The sequence below is a fragment of the Nitrospirota bacterium genome (assembly GCA_035516965.1).
In the GTDB taxonomy this organism is placed as follows: Bacteria; Nitrospirota; UBA9217; order UBA9217; family UBA9217; genus MHEA01.
This window is the reverse complement of record DATIZR010000110.1, coordinates 1-14,432: the sequence shown is the minus strand read 5'-3', so window position 1 is coordinate 14,432 and position 14,432 is coordinate 1. Positions and strand designations below refer to the sequence as shown.

Here is a 14,432-nt window from a genome sequence, read left to right as displayed (position 1 = left end):
CCTGGTAGATTTCGATATCAAGATCGTACCCGGAACCGAGGATATCGGCACCCAGAAGACCGCGTTCCTTGGCCTGGTCAATCGCAAGCTGAAGGCGGTGCACTGCCAGAGGATACTCGGCACGGACGTAGATATACCCGTAGTGGGCGTTAATGGCCTTGGCCGCGATGATCATACCCTCAAGCACGGAATGCGGGTCGGCCTCCATGACGCTGCGGTCCATGAACGCTCCAGGGTCGCCCTCGTCGCCGTTGCACAGGATGTACTTGACGTCGCCGGTGACGCGTGCGCAGAGTTCCCATTTGAGGCCCGTCAGGAATCCAGCGCCGCCCCTGCCGCGGAGCCCGGACTTCTTCATCTCGTTCACGATCTGCTCGGGCGTCATCTCCGTAAGCGCCTTGGCCGCCGCCAGGTATCCGTCGCGTGCGATATACTCTTCGATCTTTTCGGCATCGATGAGGCTCCGGTTCCTGAGCGCCCGCAGCACCTGGTGCTTGAAGAACGGGATATCGTTCATCACCGGAATCGTCTTCTTGTCCGCCGGCGGCGTATACAGGAACTTCTGGACCGGCCGCCCCTTGATGAAGTGCTCCTCCACCAGGTGCGGAACATCCTCGGGCTTCACCACCTGGTAGAAGATGTCCTCGGGATATACCACCATGACCGGACCCTTGGCGCAGAACCCGTTGCACCCGGTCAGGACGATCTTCACCTCGCCTTGCAGGTTCCGCTTGATGAGCTCGGTCTCGAGCGCATCCTTCACCTTGAGCGATCCGTTTGCCACGCAGCCCGTTCCTGCGCAGATCATAATGTTCGAACGGTATGTTGTCTCCACGATATTTACTCCATGTATGCCATCTGCAATTTGCTATTTACCGTTGTTCAACCGCTTAATATGTCGTCTCATGCCCGACGACCAGGGCAAACTCTTGCACGGGCTTCCCACCCATCACGTGATCCGCAAAGATCTTGCGCATCTTGTCGTCGGTCAGCGAGATGTATCTGACCGGAGGCTCCCCGGCCAGTTCGATCGTTGCCATGGGCTCCTGGCTGCAGAGCCCCGCGCAACCGGACGTCGTGACGGCCACGTCCTTTGCATTGGCCTTTGCAAGCTCTTCCATCACGGCATTCATGATGCTCCGCGCACCTGCTGCGATGCCGCACGTGCCCATGTGGACCGTGATCTTGACCCGGAACCCGCCCTCGCGGAGAGCCTGGGTCGCGTGGTAGTTTTCCTTGATCTTCTTCAAGTCTGCTATTGTCAGCTTGGCCATGGCAACCTCACTATTAGGGAAGATTGAAGAATGAAGATTGGTAATTTACCATCCTGCCTTTTCAGGCTTCCGTTTCCCATTTTCCATTGTCTCTTTACTCGTACTTCTTCACGATGTCCATCACCTTCGTGGCCGCCACATCGCCGTAAGTGTCCTGACCGATCACGACGACCGGCGCAAGACCGCAGGCGCCGAGGCAACGGACCGCCTCGATGGAATATTTTTTATCCCGGGTGACCTCGCCGACCTCGATGTCCAGCTCGTCCTTGAGTTTGTCAAGGATCTCCTCGCTCCGCTTCACGTAACACGCCGTCCCGAGACAGACCCGGATAACGTGCTTGCCGCGAGGCACCAGCGTAAAGAAGGAATAGAAGGTGGCCACGCCGAACACAACGCTCGGAGACATTTTCATTCCCTTTGCGATGTAGCGCTGGACGACATGGGGCAGATAGCCGCAAACGTCCTGGGCCTGCTGCAGCACCGGGATGAGCGAACCGGGCTTGTCTTTGTACTTTGCGATGATCGCATCGATCTTTTGAAACTGCTCGGGCGTCATGGAATCCCCCGAGGGAGTTGCCGCCTTATCCTGTGCAACCGCTTCGTTACTCATCATCTACCTCTTCTGTAAAATTATGCTCCGTTGCCACGGACGAACCCGGATACAATCGCGGATACCCGTATTTCGCTTCGTGGCAACTCCGTTTTTGAATCAAAGAATGCTTATATTACCCCTCAGCAGTTCCCGGACCGCATTCAGCACTTCCGGCTCGTTTATCGGCACGTTGTCGAGATCGCTCTTGAGCTCACGGCTGTCGAAACGGAAAGAAAGACTCCCGTTCCGCTCTTCATAAATATAGTCACGGTCGGGATGGCCCGCAATCAGTGTCAACAGGGTCTCTGCGATATTGCCGACGGGCGGCCGGTCCGGATGACCCCACCGGAACTTCGCCGTGACCCTCGTGCCCATGCCCGGCGCCGACTCTATAGCAAGGTCCCCGCCGGTTTGCTCCGCTGCCTGGGTCAAAAGGGGGATGCCCAGACCGGTCTTCTTGTGCTTCGTCGTGAAGAAGGGGTCCCGGACCTTTGCAAGCGTCCCTGCATCCATCCCCTTCCCGTCATCGACCACCTCGATCACGAGCAGGTCGTGCCCCGCATCTTTCGTGACGGTGATCCCTATCAGCCGAGCGTCTGCGCGTACCGAGTTTTCCGCGATATCCAGGATGTGCAGCGAGAGGTCTTCCACGCCTCAGCACTCTGCTTTTCTGTCGTCCCTGCCCGCCAGCGCCATCTTGATTTCCGCCACGCTCCCGTCCTGGACCGTGAACCAGGTAAACCGCCTGCCGATATCGTCCGGACCGTGGGCATCGGACCCGGTCACGACCGGAAACCTGCTGCAGTCGGGGAACTTCGCCTTCAGTTCGACCGCGGTCATTCGCGAGGCCTCCACTGCGTCGAGCGCCAAGGTCGGAGGGATGAACCCCAACTGACCGATGATGCTAAATGACTCCCGGTCCACATGCGCGGCGATGACCAGGCTCCCGCCTTTTGCCGCCCTTGCCTGCTCGATGATCGCATCAACGGATAAGGAGGTCGCCGCGATGAGCATCCGGTCGCAAAAACCGGTCACCCCGTCCTCGTCGTCCGCAATCACCTGCAGCCCGAAACTATGTTCGTCGTTCCTGCCCGCCAGGTGGCGATAGACATACGCCTGAAACTCCAGGAGGTCGTCAGCATCTTCAAAGAACACCAGGATGTGGGCTTCCTCGGAAGAAGCGACCTCCATCCCGCCCAGCACCATCAACCCGTTTCGTTCGCCCGCTCTTTTTACGGCAAGGACATTCTCGGCCGAGTTGTGGTCGCAGATGCCGATCAGGTCCATGCCGTTCCGGACCGCAGCGGCCACGATCTCACGGGGCGACATGTCCAGGCTGGAGCACGGAGACAAGCAGGTATGCACATGAAGATCAGCTTTAATCCGCCTCAGTGCCACGGATCCCCGCCTTGTACAATCTCCCCGCGAGTTCAAAGGCAGAAAGCCCGCTGACCAGGATCGGGATGTTCTCTTCCTCCGCCTTCGCGAGGGTATCCTTTTCCGGCTGCCTGCCCTGAATCAGAACGATCCCGGACAGCCCCTTGTGAGACGCAACCGCCACGATGTTCTGGTGGATATGGAGCGTTATCCAGAGCACGCCGTCCTCGGCATGGGCTAGAACATCGGACAGCAGATCGCTCACGTATCCGCCGGTCACTTCCTGCTCCAGGTTTCCGGAGCCTGCCTTCACTTCAAGACCAAATTCCTTTACCAGGTCGCTCAGTTTCATGGGACTCCCGTCAGCTCGTGTAGTAGAACTGCATAGTCAGATGTGTCCCGTCCGGCACCGATGACTTCAACTCCATTTCATCCGAGCATTTTTTCATATTCACCAGGCCCATGCCCGCGCCGAAACCCAGTTCACGGACCCAGTCCGGCGCCGTGGAATACCCGGGCTGCATTGCTTGCTCGACGTCCGGGATGCCCGGGCCGTTGTCAATTGCCTCGACGACGATCCCCCACTTCTCCACCCGGGCCCGGATCTCGCCCCGCTTGGTATACGAGGCCAGGTTGATCTCGGCCTCATAGGTGGCGACCCCGATCCTACGGAGGAGCGGCGGACAGACCCCCAGTTTCTTGAGCGCGTTCTTAAGCTCGCTTGCGGCCTTGCCTGCTTCCTTCAGCGTCTGGCCTGCAACCTTGTACTTGAACGTGAACGTGATCTCATCGGCGGAAACGTCTTCGAAGAACTTGTGGATCGTCGGACGGTGCCGCGCCAGAACCGCCGTGGTTTCGGACTGCTCATATTCGACCTCGAGCTTCTTGAGCAGGCCTTCCACGATGCTTCCCTTGGTGATGATGCCGATCAGTTCATCATGCCGGTTCAGGACGGGATACCGGCGGTAACCGAACCTGGAGAATTTCGCGATGCAATGGACCAGCAATTCATCGTCGTACAGGCACTCGACCTTCGTCTTCATCCGCTCCCGGACCGGGGCATTGATCGAATTGTCGGTCAGGGCGTTGATCAGGTCTTCGATACTGACCATTCCCACGAGCTTGCCGTTCTCCACGACCGGCGTGCCGGACAGCCGGTTGTCGCGGAGGATGATCCTGAACTCCGCCATGGTCTGGTCGGGGCGCACACTGATGATCTTGGGCGCCATCACCTCGCCGACCCTGAGCTCATAGACCATCTCCTGGGTCTTGGTCAACCGGTCCAGGGTGCCCTGCTTTGTTCCTTGTTCCGCCATCACGCTGATTGCCGCTCGGCCACGCCTTTGAGCCCATTCGAGTACAGGACCCCGCATGCTTCGAACATGGTCAGTTTCGTCGTGAAGAGCGGGATGTCCTTCTGCTGCGCTAACGCCACCGTGTCCCTTTCGGGCATCTTCCCACGGACGACGCAGACCGCCTTGATATCGGCGATATCGGCGGTCCGGACGGCCTGGGGATTCGTGAGCCCCGTGACCAGGATGCCGTTGGCGTGCGACCTGCCGAGCACATCGCTCATCAGGTCGGCGCTGAAGCAGCTTTCAACTTCGATCTGATCGATGAGGCCGTCGCCGACCAGGACCTCGGCCTGCAACAGCCTCACGATCTCTCGCAGGTTCATGCGGCAGTCCCTCTTACCGGTCGCATTCGCCGAGCACGATATCGATCGTGCCGATGCAGGCGATAACATCGGCCACCATGAGGCCGGTCACCATCTTCGGGAGAGCGCTGATATGCACGTAGGATGGCGCGCGGATTTTAACCCGGTATGGTCTTCCGCTCCCGTCGCTTACAATATAGAAGCCGAGTTCCCCCTTCGGCGCCTCGGTGGCGACGTAGACCTCGCCCTTAGGCATGGGCACCCACTTGCTCATCAGCACAAACTGGTGCGCCAGCGACTGCATGCTCTGCATCACCTGCATCTTTTCGGGTATGGCGTAGCGCGGGTCATCGGTCGTGATGCGCCCGGGCTGCATCATGTCCAGGCACTGCTTGATGATCCGGTTGCTCTGGCGCATCTCGTTGATGCGAACGATATACCGGTCGTAGACATCGCCGTTCGTCCCCAGCGGGACGTCGAATTCAACCTTGTCGTAGGCTGCATAGGGATCGACCTTGCGGAGGTCGTAGTTTACGCCCGAGCCCCGCAGCGTTCCACCGGTGAGGCCGTAATTCACCGCCTCCTCCGCCGTCATGACGCCGATGCCCACGGTGCGCTGAAGCCAGATGCGGTTCTGCCGGATGAGGGTGTCGTACTCCTCCAGCCGCTGCGGGAAGATCTCGGTGAACTCGCGGCACTTTTCGATGAAATCACGCGGCACGTCGTTCCGCACACCGCCGATGCGGACATAGCTCACGGTCTGCCGGGCGCCGGTGACCATCTCGGTAAGGTCGAGGATCAGTTCGCGCTCGCGCAGCGTGTACATGCAGACGGTCATGGCGCCGATGTCCAGCGCGTGGGTTCCGAGCCACACCAGGTGCCCCGAAAGCCGGGTCAACTCAGCCATGAGCGTACGGATGAACTGCGCCCGCTCGGGCACCGTGATACCGGCAAGTTTCTCCACGGCGACAACCCAGCCGAGGTTGTTGTTCATACAGGTGATGTACTCCAGCCTGTCCGTCATGGGGATTATCTGGTGATAGGTCCTGCTCTCCATCCACTTCTCGATCCCGCGGTGAAGGTAGCCGGGCCGGGGGTCGCAGCCCACGACGGTCTCGCCCTGAAGATCGATGACCAGGCGCAGCACGCCATGGGTTGCCGGGTGCTGGGGCCCCATGTTCAGAGTGATTTCTTTTTGCACGATCTCTTTCTTCTCGGTCACGGACATATGATCACCATGAATTCTCAATTTCACATTCCAACGTTCAATTCAAAAGGCCGAGTCATTAAATCAATTTTGCACTTTGGATTTGACATTTTACTTATCTTCTGACTTATCTTCTTCTCAGTATCCCTTCAACGGGTATTCCTTCCTGAGCGGGTGTCCTTCCCAGTCCTCGGGCAGCAGGATCCTTCTGAGGTCCGGGTGGCCGTCGAACTGCACGCCCATGAGGTCGAAGGTCTCACGCTCGTGCCAGTTGGCCGTGTGCCAGATGGCAGAGACCGTATCGATCCGCGCGTCCTCCTCGGGAACCCGCGCCTTGAGCCGGATACGATGAAGATAGGAGGTTGAGATCATGTTGTAGACGACTTCGAATCGGGGTCCCTTGTCTCCGGGATATTGTGAGTAGTCAACAGCGGTGAGGTCGGCAAGATGGTCCATCTTGAGGGAGGGATCGTCGCGGAGATAGAGGCAAATCTCTTTAATCACCTCTTTCCTGACCAGGACACTGACCTGCCCGGCATGGCTCGTGACTGCGAGCACTTGACCGGCAAATTTCTCTTCTATCATTTTGGCGATCTGTAAGGGCTCCATACAACCTCGTCAATGGCGCACCGGTCACCCGGTGCGAAGGTTTGTCTTGATGATCATGAGTGGGGCGTGTCGCGGAAGTTACTTCCGGATATACTTCTCTTTCTTGATTTTTTCCTGCAGTTTCATGATTCCGTTCATGAGCGCCTCAGGCCGGGGAGGACAGCCCGGGATATACACGTCCACAGGGACGATATTGTCGACGCCCTGCACCACGCTGTACGTATTGAAGATGCCGCCGGAACTCGCGCAGCTTCCCATGGCGATGACATACCGCGGCTCGGGCATCTGATCGTAGACGCGCCGCACGATGGGCGCCATCTTCTTCGTCAGCGTCCCGGCAACCAGCAGCAGGTCGGACTGGCGCGGCGACGGACGGGGCACGGTGCCAAAACGGTCGAAGTCATGCTGGGGAGCGGAATAGTACTGGATCATTTCGATAGCGCAGCAGGCGAGACCAAACGTCATCGGCCAGATCGAGCTGGCCCTGCAGTAGTTGAGGAATGAATCAACGGTCGTGGTGATATAACCGTCCTCAAAAAGGTTTTGCATTACTCCCATTCCAGTGCCCCCTTCTTCCACGCATAAAAATATCCGACGAGCAGGATGACGACGAAGATGACCATCTCGATCAAACCATACAGACCGAGGTGGTCGAACGCCACGGCCCAAGGATAGAGGAAGACGGCTTCGATATCGAAGATGAGGAACAGCATGGCAACGATGTAGTAGCGGATGGAGAACTTCCGGTGCGCATCCATGAAGGGGGTAATGCCGGATTCGTAGGTCAGCAGCTTTTCGGGATAGGGATTCCGCGGACGGATGAACCATCCGGCGACCAGCATACCGACACCCATTGCGGTGCCGAGCAGCAGGAAAATTACCACCGGCAGATAGTGTACCGGAAGATAGCTTGCAGGGGTCATCGGCAACTCCCACACTACTTATTAAATTTTAAATTACAACATGTTCCAAAACCGCGTCATATTAAGACAACCGGCATCATTTGTCAATAAAAAAAATTATAGCAATATAGCATGAAAGTTCCCGTGCCCGCGGCGGGAAACAGGCCGCTCGTCATGCTTGTTTTCATGCGGCCGATGCAGTACAATGCAGGCCGTGCAGGGAGGTGCCTGTGGACCCGTACTCGAAAGACAAGCTTCTCTCCTTCTATAATTTTCATCTGCAAAAATTCGGAGACCGGCCCGAGGCGCTCCGCTGGACGCCGCAGGGGCAATTGAGACGCTACCACATGCTCGCGGACATCGCGACGGCGGAGCAGCTGGATGGCAGCAGCGTACTCGACTACGGGTGCGGCACCGGCGACTTTTATCGCTTCCTGAAACGGCGAGGCATCACAGTCAGGTACACCGGCGTTGATATCAACAAAAACTTCATCGACCTGGCCAGAAAAAAGTATCCCGAATGCACGTTCAAGGTCATGAACACCGACGATGACGACCTCGATGGCTTCTTCGATTACATCTTTATCTGTGGCGTGTTCAACCTGAATGTGCCCGGCGTTGATGACGACATGAAGAACGCCCTCATCGCGCTCTTTAAACACTGCAACAGGGGCCTGGCGCTCAGCGCCCTGTCATCACACACTCCGGTCAAAGACCCCGAACTCCATTTCACATCGCCCGAGGATATGCTCAAGTTCTCCATCGAGCACCTTTCACCCGCCGTCGCTCTCCGCCACGACAGGATTCAGCATGACTTCCTCTTGTATGTGTACGCAGCTTACAATGAAATAGAACTTTAGGGTCAGGGAGCACAATAGGGAAGCCGGGACATTTACCGGGGAAAGCATGACGAACAGAAACAGGAAGCGCAAAATGAGACAAGAGGCCGGGGACGCAGCTGAACGGCGATCCGGGTGAGATCAGTCGGTGCGGCACGAAGTGCTCCGCTGAACAGGTCTCACGGGAAGTCCGATAACGATGCGGCGACGAAATACTGTGTGTGTCCGATTGATCCCGGGGGATCTGCAGTCTCAGACTATGGTTTCTTCTGCTTCAGTCCGCGATAACGGCGTTCGTATTCCACCATTATCAGCGATCCTCGAAAAAGGACCTGCATTTTTCGCGTAATGCGGCAAGCGCCTTTTCGTCCGGCATTGCCCCGTCCTTGAGCCCTTCTCCCGGTGCGGGAAGGATATGCATTGCTCTCGCACCGTATTGTCCGGCCTTTTCAGCGATGAGCGGGATATCTCCCTCGTTGACGCCGGGGGAAAATACCCCATTCACGGTCACGTGAAGCCCCGCATCCACGGCGAGCATCATGCCCTGCCACTGGTTCCTGAGCAGGAATTCCGCCGCGTCCTCCAGGGAATACCGTCTTCCTTTATAAAGAATGCGGGAATAGACCCGCTTCGCCGTTTCGGGCCAAAAAGCGCTGATCGTGATCGCGACGCTTCGCACGCCGTCCGCGACGACCTGCTCCAGGCGGTCTCTCAAGAGTAGGCCGTTCGTAGAGATGCCGAGCAGCAGTTCCGGGAACAGGCAGTTGAGCTGCCGGAGCACGACAAAGGTCGCCGCGTTTGCGAGCGGCTCACCGGGACCGGAGACCACAACGCTGCTCACGCGCTCACCGCGCTCGATGCGCGATCGAACCTCCTCCACGGCCGCTTCCGGCGTCAGGCTAAGACCCTGCAGCTCCTCGCCGAGATCGAATGTGCGGGAGCAGAAACCGCACTGGATATTACAGGCCGGGGCCACGGGAAGCCGGAGGCAGCCCGAGGCATTCGGGTCGTCAAGGGAGAAACAGGGCGAAATGGGGACACGTTCCCGTGAAGTGCATTGCTTTCCGCGCATGCACGGCCTCCTTGGAGAGAGTGTGATCGTGATGATGGATAACCACGGAATAAAATAGCAAGACCGTTGCCAAAGATTGAAGCATGTTATTCAAGGGGTTGTGGTGCTAGGGTGCGGGGGCGCTATTGAATAAACAGGCAGGTGAACAGAATCAGAGCAGCCAGGACTGACCGGGGCATAGTGGCCGGGTCCGCAATGAGTCAGCCGGAGAGACAGCGGCTCTCCCGGCACGCGGAAGAACTGGCCCCCGCCCTCCCGCTCCGTTCAGAGGAGCGGGAAAGGGCGATGGATCGGTTGATCATTTTCCCGCCTGCTGCTTCGCGCTTTCGGTCATGAGCTTTGCCACGGTCTTCGCGAAGGCGGCCGGGTCCCTCAGTTTAGAACCTTCCAGCAGCAGCGCCTGGTTGTACAGCATGTCGATATATTCCTTTACCAGCGCATCGTTCCCGCCCTTGCCGATCAGGTCGTTCATGGCCTCGAAAACCTGATGCGCCGGGTTGATCTCCAGGACCCGCTTCTGTGCCGGAACATCCTGGCCCATCGATCTCAGCAGCTTTTCCATCTGCGGGTCCAGCCCCTGTTCATCGGCGACTAGGCAGCAGGCCGAGTCCGTCAGCCTGCCGGAGAGGCGTACGTCCTTCACCTCCTCCTTGAGCTGCTCCTTGATCAGGCTGATGAGCTTCGACAGCTTCTCCCGGGAATGCTCCTTTTCCGCAGTGTCGGCCTTGTCCAGATTCACGTCGCCCTTGAGCACGGACTTCACCTTCTTGCCCCTGTATTCCTGCAGGTCGAGCATGATGATATCGTCGATGTCGTCGGTCAGGACCAGCACCTCATAACCCTTCTGCCGGAACGCCTCGAGGTAGGGTGATTGCAGCACATTCTCGTCGGGCTTGCCGGTGATGTAGTAGATGTCGGGCTGCGCGATCGGCATGTTCTTCACGTAGTCATCGAGCGTGGTGTATTTGCCCGCCTCGGTCATGGTCGACGCGAACAGCAGCAGGTCCGCGATCTGCTCCCTGCGCGAAGCATCGTAATGGATGCCTTCCTTCAGGACCCTGCCGAACTCGGTGTGGAACCTGACGTAGTCGTTATAGCCGGTCTTCTTCAGCTCCACCAGGGTATCGAGCACCTTTTTCGTCACGTTCTTGTTGATGATCTCGACCTGCCTGTTCGCCTGCAGGATCTCGCGCGACACGTTCAGCGGGAGGTCCGAGGAGTCCACGACGCCTGAGACGAAGCGCAGGTACGCGGGGATCAGCTTCTCGCAGTGGTCCATGATCTGAACGCGCTTGACGTAGAGCGTCGGTCCGACCTTGAAGTCGCGGTACAGGATGCCGTAAGGCGCCTTGGACGGGATGTACAGCAGCGCGGTGAACTCCGAGGTTCCTTCGGCGCGGTAATGGATCACCCGGGCGGGATCACTGAAGTCATGGGACACATGCTTGTAGAAATCGTTATACTCCTCAGTGGTGACCGATGAGGGCTCGCGGAGCCAGATGGCCTTGCCCGAGTTCATGCGCTCTTCTTCAGTGACCTTGATCCTCTTGCTCTTGTCCTGCGGGTCTTCCTTGTCGCGCTCCACGTCCATCACGACGGGATGCTCGATATAATCGGAATACTTCCGGATGACCGACCGGATCTCCCATTCGTCGAGATACTTCTTCTCCTCTGCCTTGAGGTGCAGGATCACGTCCGTCCCGGCCTGGTCCTTTTCGGCCTCCCCGACCGTGTACGAACCATCGGCGGTCGATTCCCAGATCACGGCCTTCTTCGTCTTTTCCGTTGCCTTCCGGGTTACGACGGTGACTTTGTCCGCAACCATGAAGGAGGAATAGAAGCCCACGCCGAACTGGCCGATCAGCTCGGGGCTGTCCTTGACGGTCTTTTCCTTCAGCAGCCTGAGGAAGTCCCTGGTGCCGGAATGGGCGATGGTCCCGAGCTCGCCCATCACCTCGTCGCGGGTCATGCCGATGCCGTTGTCGCGGACGGTCAGGGTGCCCGCGGTCCGGTCGATTACGATCTTGATCTTCCACTCGCCCGTGGCCTCCATGATCTCCCTGTTCGTGAGCGACTCGTACCGGGCCTTATCGATGGCGTCGGATGCGTTGGAAATGAGCTCCCGCAGGAAGACCTCCTTGTGGGAATAGAGGGAATGGATCATCAGATCCAGCAGTTCTTTCACTTCTGTCTTGAATTCCATTTTTTCTGCAGTTGCTGCCATGGCGCACCTCCTGATGTTGATGTGGACGAAACTCGGCCGGCCCCCGGGGCCGGGACCTATTTATACCGGGATACTGCGGTGATTGTCAAGAGGGTCGGAACGGTTCCGGAGCAGGGAGGACCTGACAAGTCATCGGCCGGACGGGCCAGTGAGCAACATGGGATAGACCGCTGAGTGCCGGGGAGGCAAGGCCGGTCCAGGAACGGCGGACAACGGATGGACTATGCCGGATGAAGATGTCGCGTTTTACTCCTCTTCCTCCGGCTCAGGCTGATCATCCGCTTCGCTGCCGAAGGGTCCCCTGATGCCCAGTTCCTTGATCTTTTTTCGCAGGGTGTTGCGGTTGATGCCGAGGAGGTGCGCGGCGCGGACCTGATTGCCTTCCGTCTTCCTGAGCACGAGCATAATGAGCGGCTTCTCCACGCGCTGGATCACGAGGGAATAGATGTCTCCGCTTTCGAGGCCGCCCATGCGGTCGACAAGATCGGAGAGTTTTTCCTCGAGGAAGTTCTCGAAGGACAGCGCGACGCCGTGGCCGGGCTTGAATATCTGCGGCGGCAGGGCGTCGGGAAATATCTTGTCGCCCTGGGAGAGCGTGATGGCGCGCTGGACGGCGTTCTCCAGTTCGCGCACGTTCCCGGGCCAGTCGTAGGCGCGCAGGATCTTGATCGTCTCGGGCGTGAGCACCTTTGCCTTGCCCTGGCCGGACTGGTATTTCTGCATGAAGAACTCGGCCAGCGTCGGGATGTCGTCCTTTCGCTTCCTGAGCGGCGGAATGCCGATCTGGATGACGTTCAGGCGGTAGAACAGGTCCTCCCGGAACCGCTTGTCGCGCACCGCCTTTTCGAGGTTGCGGTGCGTCGCCGCGATCACGCGAACGTCGGTCTTGATCGGCTCGGTTCCGCCCACCCGCTCGAACTCGCGCTCCTGCAGCACGCGCAGCAGTTTTCCCTGCAGCGGCAGGTTCATGTCTCCGATCTCGTCCAGGAACAGGGTGCCGCCTCCCGCGGCCTCGAACTTCCCGATCTTGCGCACCACGGCACCGGTGAAGGCGCCCTTCTCGTGGCCGAAAAGCTCGCTCTCGAGCAGCTCCGACGGGATCGCGGCGGAGTTGACCGCGACGAAGGGCCTGCCCGCCCGCCTGCTGTGGTAGTGGATGGCCCGGGCCACCAGTTCCTTGCCGGTGCCGCTCTCGCCGTGGATCAGGACCGTGGCATCGCTCTCGGCGACCCTGCCGATGGTCTTGTAGATCTCCTGCATGGCCGGCGTATTGCCCACCAGCCCGCCCTCGTACTTCTCCCGCACCTCGGCCCGAAGCGCGTTCACTTCGAGCGAGAGACGGCGGATGTCGATCGCCTTGCGCACGAGGATATTCACCTCGTCCAGGTCAAAGGGCTTGGTGATGTAATCGAAAGCGCCCCGCCGCATGGCCTCGATCGCGTTCTGCATCGTGGCCTGCGCCGTCATGATGATGACCGAAACCCCGGTGTGCTCGCCCTGGATCTTCTCGAGCGCCTCGAACCCGCTCATGCCCGGCATGCGGATGTCCATGAGAGCGATGGCGATGCCGCCCTCCTTGATCCGGTCAAGCGCCTCCTGGGCGTTCTTCGCCAGGGCCGTCTCGATGTGCTCCTTCTCAAGGGACTTCTTCAGCACCCAGCGGACGCTTTCGTCGTCATCGACTATGAGGACTGTTTCATTGGACATGGTCAATACCAGAGTCTCAAATCCGTACGTCTCGCAAAGACGCCAAGGAAAGACTCAGAACCCCGAACAAAATCAGCCGCTGCACGAGTCAATAAATCGTATAAAAGATGCATGCTTTTCGTTGCGACTTTGCGTGAGACAGCTTTTGACTCTTGTTGTGCGCTCTAGCTGAATTCCCCCTCGTTACCCCGCGAGGGGTAAATAGATGCTGAATGTCGTGCCTTCGTTCTCCTGGCTCTCGACGCGCATCGTTCCCAGATGCTCCTGAATGATCTGGTACGAGAGCGCCAGCCCCAGGCCGACGCCCTTGTCCTTGGTGGTGAAGAAGGGCGTGAAGATATCGTTCAGGTGCTCCTGCTTGATGCCTCGGCCGGTGTCGTTCACCTTGACGACCATCAAGCGGAGTTTCTTGCCGTCGGACTGCACGCTCGTGAACTGGTCCGACATCCTGGTGACCAGGGTCAACTTCCCGCCCGATTGCATGGCCTCGACGGCGTTCCTGATGATGTTCAGGAATACCTGAACGAGCTGGTCCCGGTTCCCGAGAACGTCCGGCAGGCTTGGATCGTATGAACGCGTGAGGATGATGTTGCTCTGCCGGGCATTCTCCTCGTTCAGCAGCAGCGTGTGGTCCAGGATGCTGTGGATGTTGCAGGCCTTGATCTCGAGCGGCTTCAGCCGCGTAAAGTCAAGGATGCCCTCGAGCACCTTGTTCAGCCGGTCCGCCTCCTTCAGGATCACATCGAGGTATTCGATCTGGCTTTTGCTTGTCCCCTCTTTGTTGACGGACCGCTCCCGGGACCTGAGCTCGGACTTCATCAGCTGTGCCGCGCCGCTGATCCCGACCAGCGGGTTTTTCACCTCGTGTGCGATGCCCGCTGCGATCATGCCAAGGGTAGCAAGCCGGTCGGACCGCCGCATGCGCTCCTTGAGCTCCCGGACGCCGGCCTGATCGCGGATAGTCAGGATCAC

At 58.6% G+C, this 14,432-nt stretch carries 17 protein-coding genes; 1 reads left to right on the top strand and 16 read right to left on the bottom strand.

Features of this window, described 5'->3' with window-relative positions; translation table 11 throughout:
* The 12 genes from VL197_15785 to VL197_15730 form a co-directional block, all read right to left on the bottom strand.
* On the bottom strand, positions 1-835 hold an 835-nt coding region (locus VL197_15785), incomplete at its 3' end, for an NAD(P)H-dependent oxidoreductase subunit E (protein ID HUJ19446.1).
* Positions 836-890: 55 nt separating this feature from the next.
* Complete coding sequence (locus tag VL197_15780) at positions 891-1,274, bottom strand: (2Fe-2S) ferredoxin domain-containing protein (GenBank protein ID HUJ19445.1); 384 nt, start codon at positions 1,272-1,274, stop codon at positions 891-893.
* Between the two features lie 94 nt (positions 1,275-1,368).
* Complete coding sequence (locus VL197_15775; protein ID HUJ19444.1) at positions 1,369-1,887, bottom strand: NAD(P)H-dependent oxidoreductase subunit E; 519 nt, start codon at positions 1,885-1,887, stop codon at positions 1,369-1,371.
* A gap of 96 nt (positions 1,888-1,983) precedes the next feature.
* Positions 1,984-2,517, bottom strand: coding sequence for an ATP-binding protein (locus tag VL197_15770; protein ID HUJ19443.1), 534 nt, complete (start codon positions 2,515-2,517; stop codon positions 1,984-1,986).
* A 3-nt stretch (positions 2,518-2,520) separates the two neighbouring features.
* Positions 2,521-3,264, bottom strand: a complete 744-nt coding sequence (locus tag VL197_15765; protein ID HUJ19442.1) for a PHP domain-containing protein — start codon at positions 3,262-3,264, stop codon at positions 2,521-2,523.
* Complete coding sequence (locus VL197_15760) at positions 3,245-3,595, bottom strand: serine kinase (protein ID HUJ19441.1); 351 nt, start codon at positions 3,593-3,595, stop codon at positions 3,245-3,247. Before VL197_15760 ends, VL197_15765 begins: the two co-directional genes overlap by 20 nt.
* A 10-nt stretch (positions 3,596-3,605) precedes the next feature.
* Entirely contained in the window at positions 3,606-4,559 is a 954-nt protein-coding gene (locus tag VL197_15755; protein HUJ19440.1) for a CBS domain-containing protein, read from the bottom strand.
* A complete protein-coding gene (locus VL197_15750; protein ID HUJ19439.1) occupies positions 4,559-4,921 on the bottom strand; it encodes a hypothetical protein in 363 nt (120 codons plus the stop codon). The genes VL197_15755 and VL197_15750 overlap by 1 nt, the downstream gene beginning before the upstream one ends.
* A 13-nt stretch (positions 4,922-4,934) precedes the next feature.
* A complete protein-coding gene (gene nuoD / locus VL197_15745; protein HUJ19438.1) occupies positions 4,935-6,104 on the bottom strand; it encodes an NADH dehydrogenase (quinone) subunit D in 1,170 nt (389 codons plus the stop codon).
* A gap of 141 nt (positions 6,105-6,245) precedes the next feature.
* Positions 6,246-6,716 carry an NADH-quinone oxidoreductase subunit C gene (locus VL197_15740; GenBank protein HUJ19437.1) on the bottom strand — a complete coding sequence of 157 codons (471 nt, stop codon included), beginning with the start codon at positions 6,714-6,716 and terminating at the stop codon, positions 6,246-6,248.
* A gap of 78 nt (positions 6,717-6,794) precedes the next feature.
* Positions 6,795-7,274, bottom strand: coding sequence for an NADH-quinone oxidoreductase subunit B family protein (locus VL197_15735; GenBank protein ID HUJ19436.1), 480 nt, complete (start codon positions 7,272-7,274; stop codon positions 6,795-6,797).
* The gene (locus tag VL197_15730; protein ID HUJ19435.1) at positions 7,265-7,639 is read right to left on the bottom strand and encodes an NADH-quinone oxidoreductase subunit A; all 375 of its coding nucleotides are present in this window, start codon (positions 7,637-7,639) and stop codon (positions 7,265-7,267) included. Before VL197_15730 ends, VL197_15735 begins: the two co-directional genes overlap by 10 nt.
* Before the next feature lie 209 nt (positions 7,640-7,848).
* Between VL197_15730 and VL197_15725 the strand changes: the two genes are divergently transcribed.
* Positions 7,849-8,478: a class I SAM-dependent methyltransferase gene (locus VL197_15725; GenBank protein HUJ19434.1), complete on the top strand. Its 630-nt coding sequence runs from the start codon at positions 7,849-7,851 to the stop codon at positions 8,476-8,478.
* 289 nt (positions 8,479-8,767) lie between these two features.
* Here VL197_15725 and VL197_15720 read toward each other — a convergent pair whose 3' ends face one another.
* From VL197_15720 to VL197_15705, 4 genes are all read right to left on the bottom strand, one after another.
* Complete coding sequence (locus VL197_15720; GenBank protein HUJ19433.1) at positions 8,768-9,529, bottom strand: radical SAM protein; 762 nt, start codon at positions 9,527-9,529, stop codon at positions 8,768-8,770.
* A 298-nt stretch (positions 9,530-9,827) separates the two neighbouring features.
* Positions 9,828-11,753, bottom strand: a complete 1,926-nt coding sequence (htpG, locus tag VL197_15715; GenBank protein HUJ19432.1) for a molecular chaperone HtpG — start codon at positions 11,751-11,753, stop codon at positions 9,828-9,830.
* A 246-nt stretch (positions 11,754-11,999) separates the two neighbouring features.
* Positions 12,000-13,460: a nitrogen regulation protein NR(I) gene (gene ntrC / locus VL197_15710; GenBank protein HUJ19431.1), complete on the bottom strand. Its 1,461-nt coding sequence runs from the start codon at positions 13,458-13,460 to the stop codon at positions 12,000-12,002.
* Between the two features lie 183 nt (positions 13,461-13,643).
* The coding region (locus VL197_15705; GenBank protein ID HUJ19430.1) for an ATP-binding protein at positions 13,644-14,432 on the bottom strand (789 nt) is incomplete at its 5' end.

Bases quoted from the DNA above. Each gene is read 5' to 3' on its own strand.
- VL197_15780 (HUJ19445.1), bottom strand. From the start codon at position 1,274: ATGGCCAAGCTGACAATAGCAGACTTGAAGAAGATCAAGGAAAACTAC.
- VL197_15775 (HUJ19444.1), bottom strand. From the start codon at position 1,887: ATGATGAGTAACGAAGCGGTTGCACAGGATAAGGCGGCAACTCCCTCG.
- VL197_15760 (HUJ19441.1), bottom strand. From the start codon at position 3,595: ATGAAACTGAGCGACCTGGTAAAGGAATTTGGTCTTGAAGTGAAGGCA.
- VL197_15755 (HUJ19440.1), bottom strand. From the start codon at position 4,559: ATGGCGGAACAAGGAACAAAGCAGGGCACCCTGGACCGGTTGACCAAG.
- VL197_15750 (HUJ19439.1), bottom strand. From the start codon at position 4,921: ATGAACCTGCGAGAGATCGTGAGGCTGTTGCAGGCCGAGGTCCTGGTC.
- VL197_15740 (HUJ19437.1), bottom strand. From the start codon at position 6,716: ATGGAGCCCTTACAGATCGCCAAAATGATAGAAGAGAAATTTGCCGGT.
- VL197_15735 (HUJ19436.1), bottom strand. From the start codon at position 7,274: ATGGGAGTAATGCAAAACCTTTTTGAGGACGGTTATATCACCACGACC.
- VL197_15730 (HUJ19435.1), bottom strand. From the start codon at position 7,639: ATGACCCCTGCAAGCTATCTTCCGGTACACTATCTGCCGGTGGTAATT.
- VL197_15720 (HUJ19433.1), bottom strand. From the start codon at position 9,529: ATGCGCGGAAAGCAATGCACTTCACGGGAACGTGTCCCCATTTCGCCC.
- htpG (HUJ19432.1), bottom strand. From the start codon at position 11,753: ATGGCAGCAACTGCAGAAAAAATGGAATTCAAGACAGAAGTGAAAGAA.
- ntrC (HUJ19431.1), bottom strand. From the start codon at position 13,460: ATGTCCAATGAAACAGTCCTCATAGTCGATGACGACGAAAGCGTCCGC.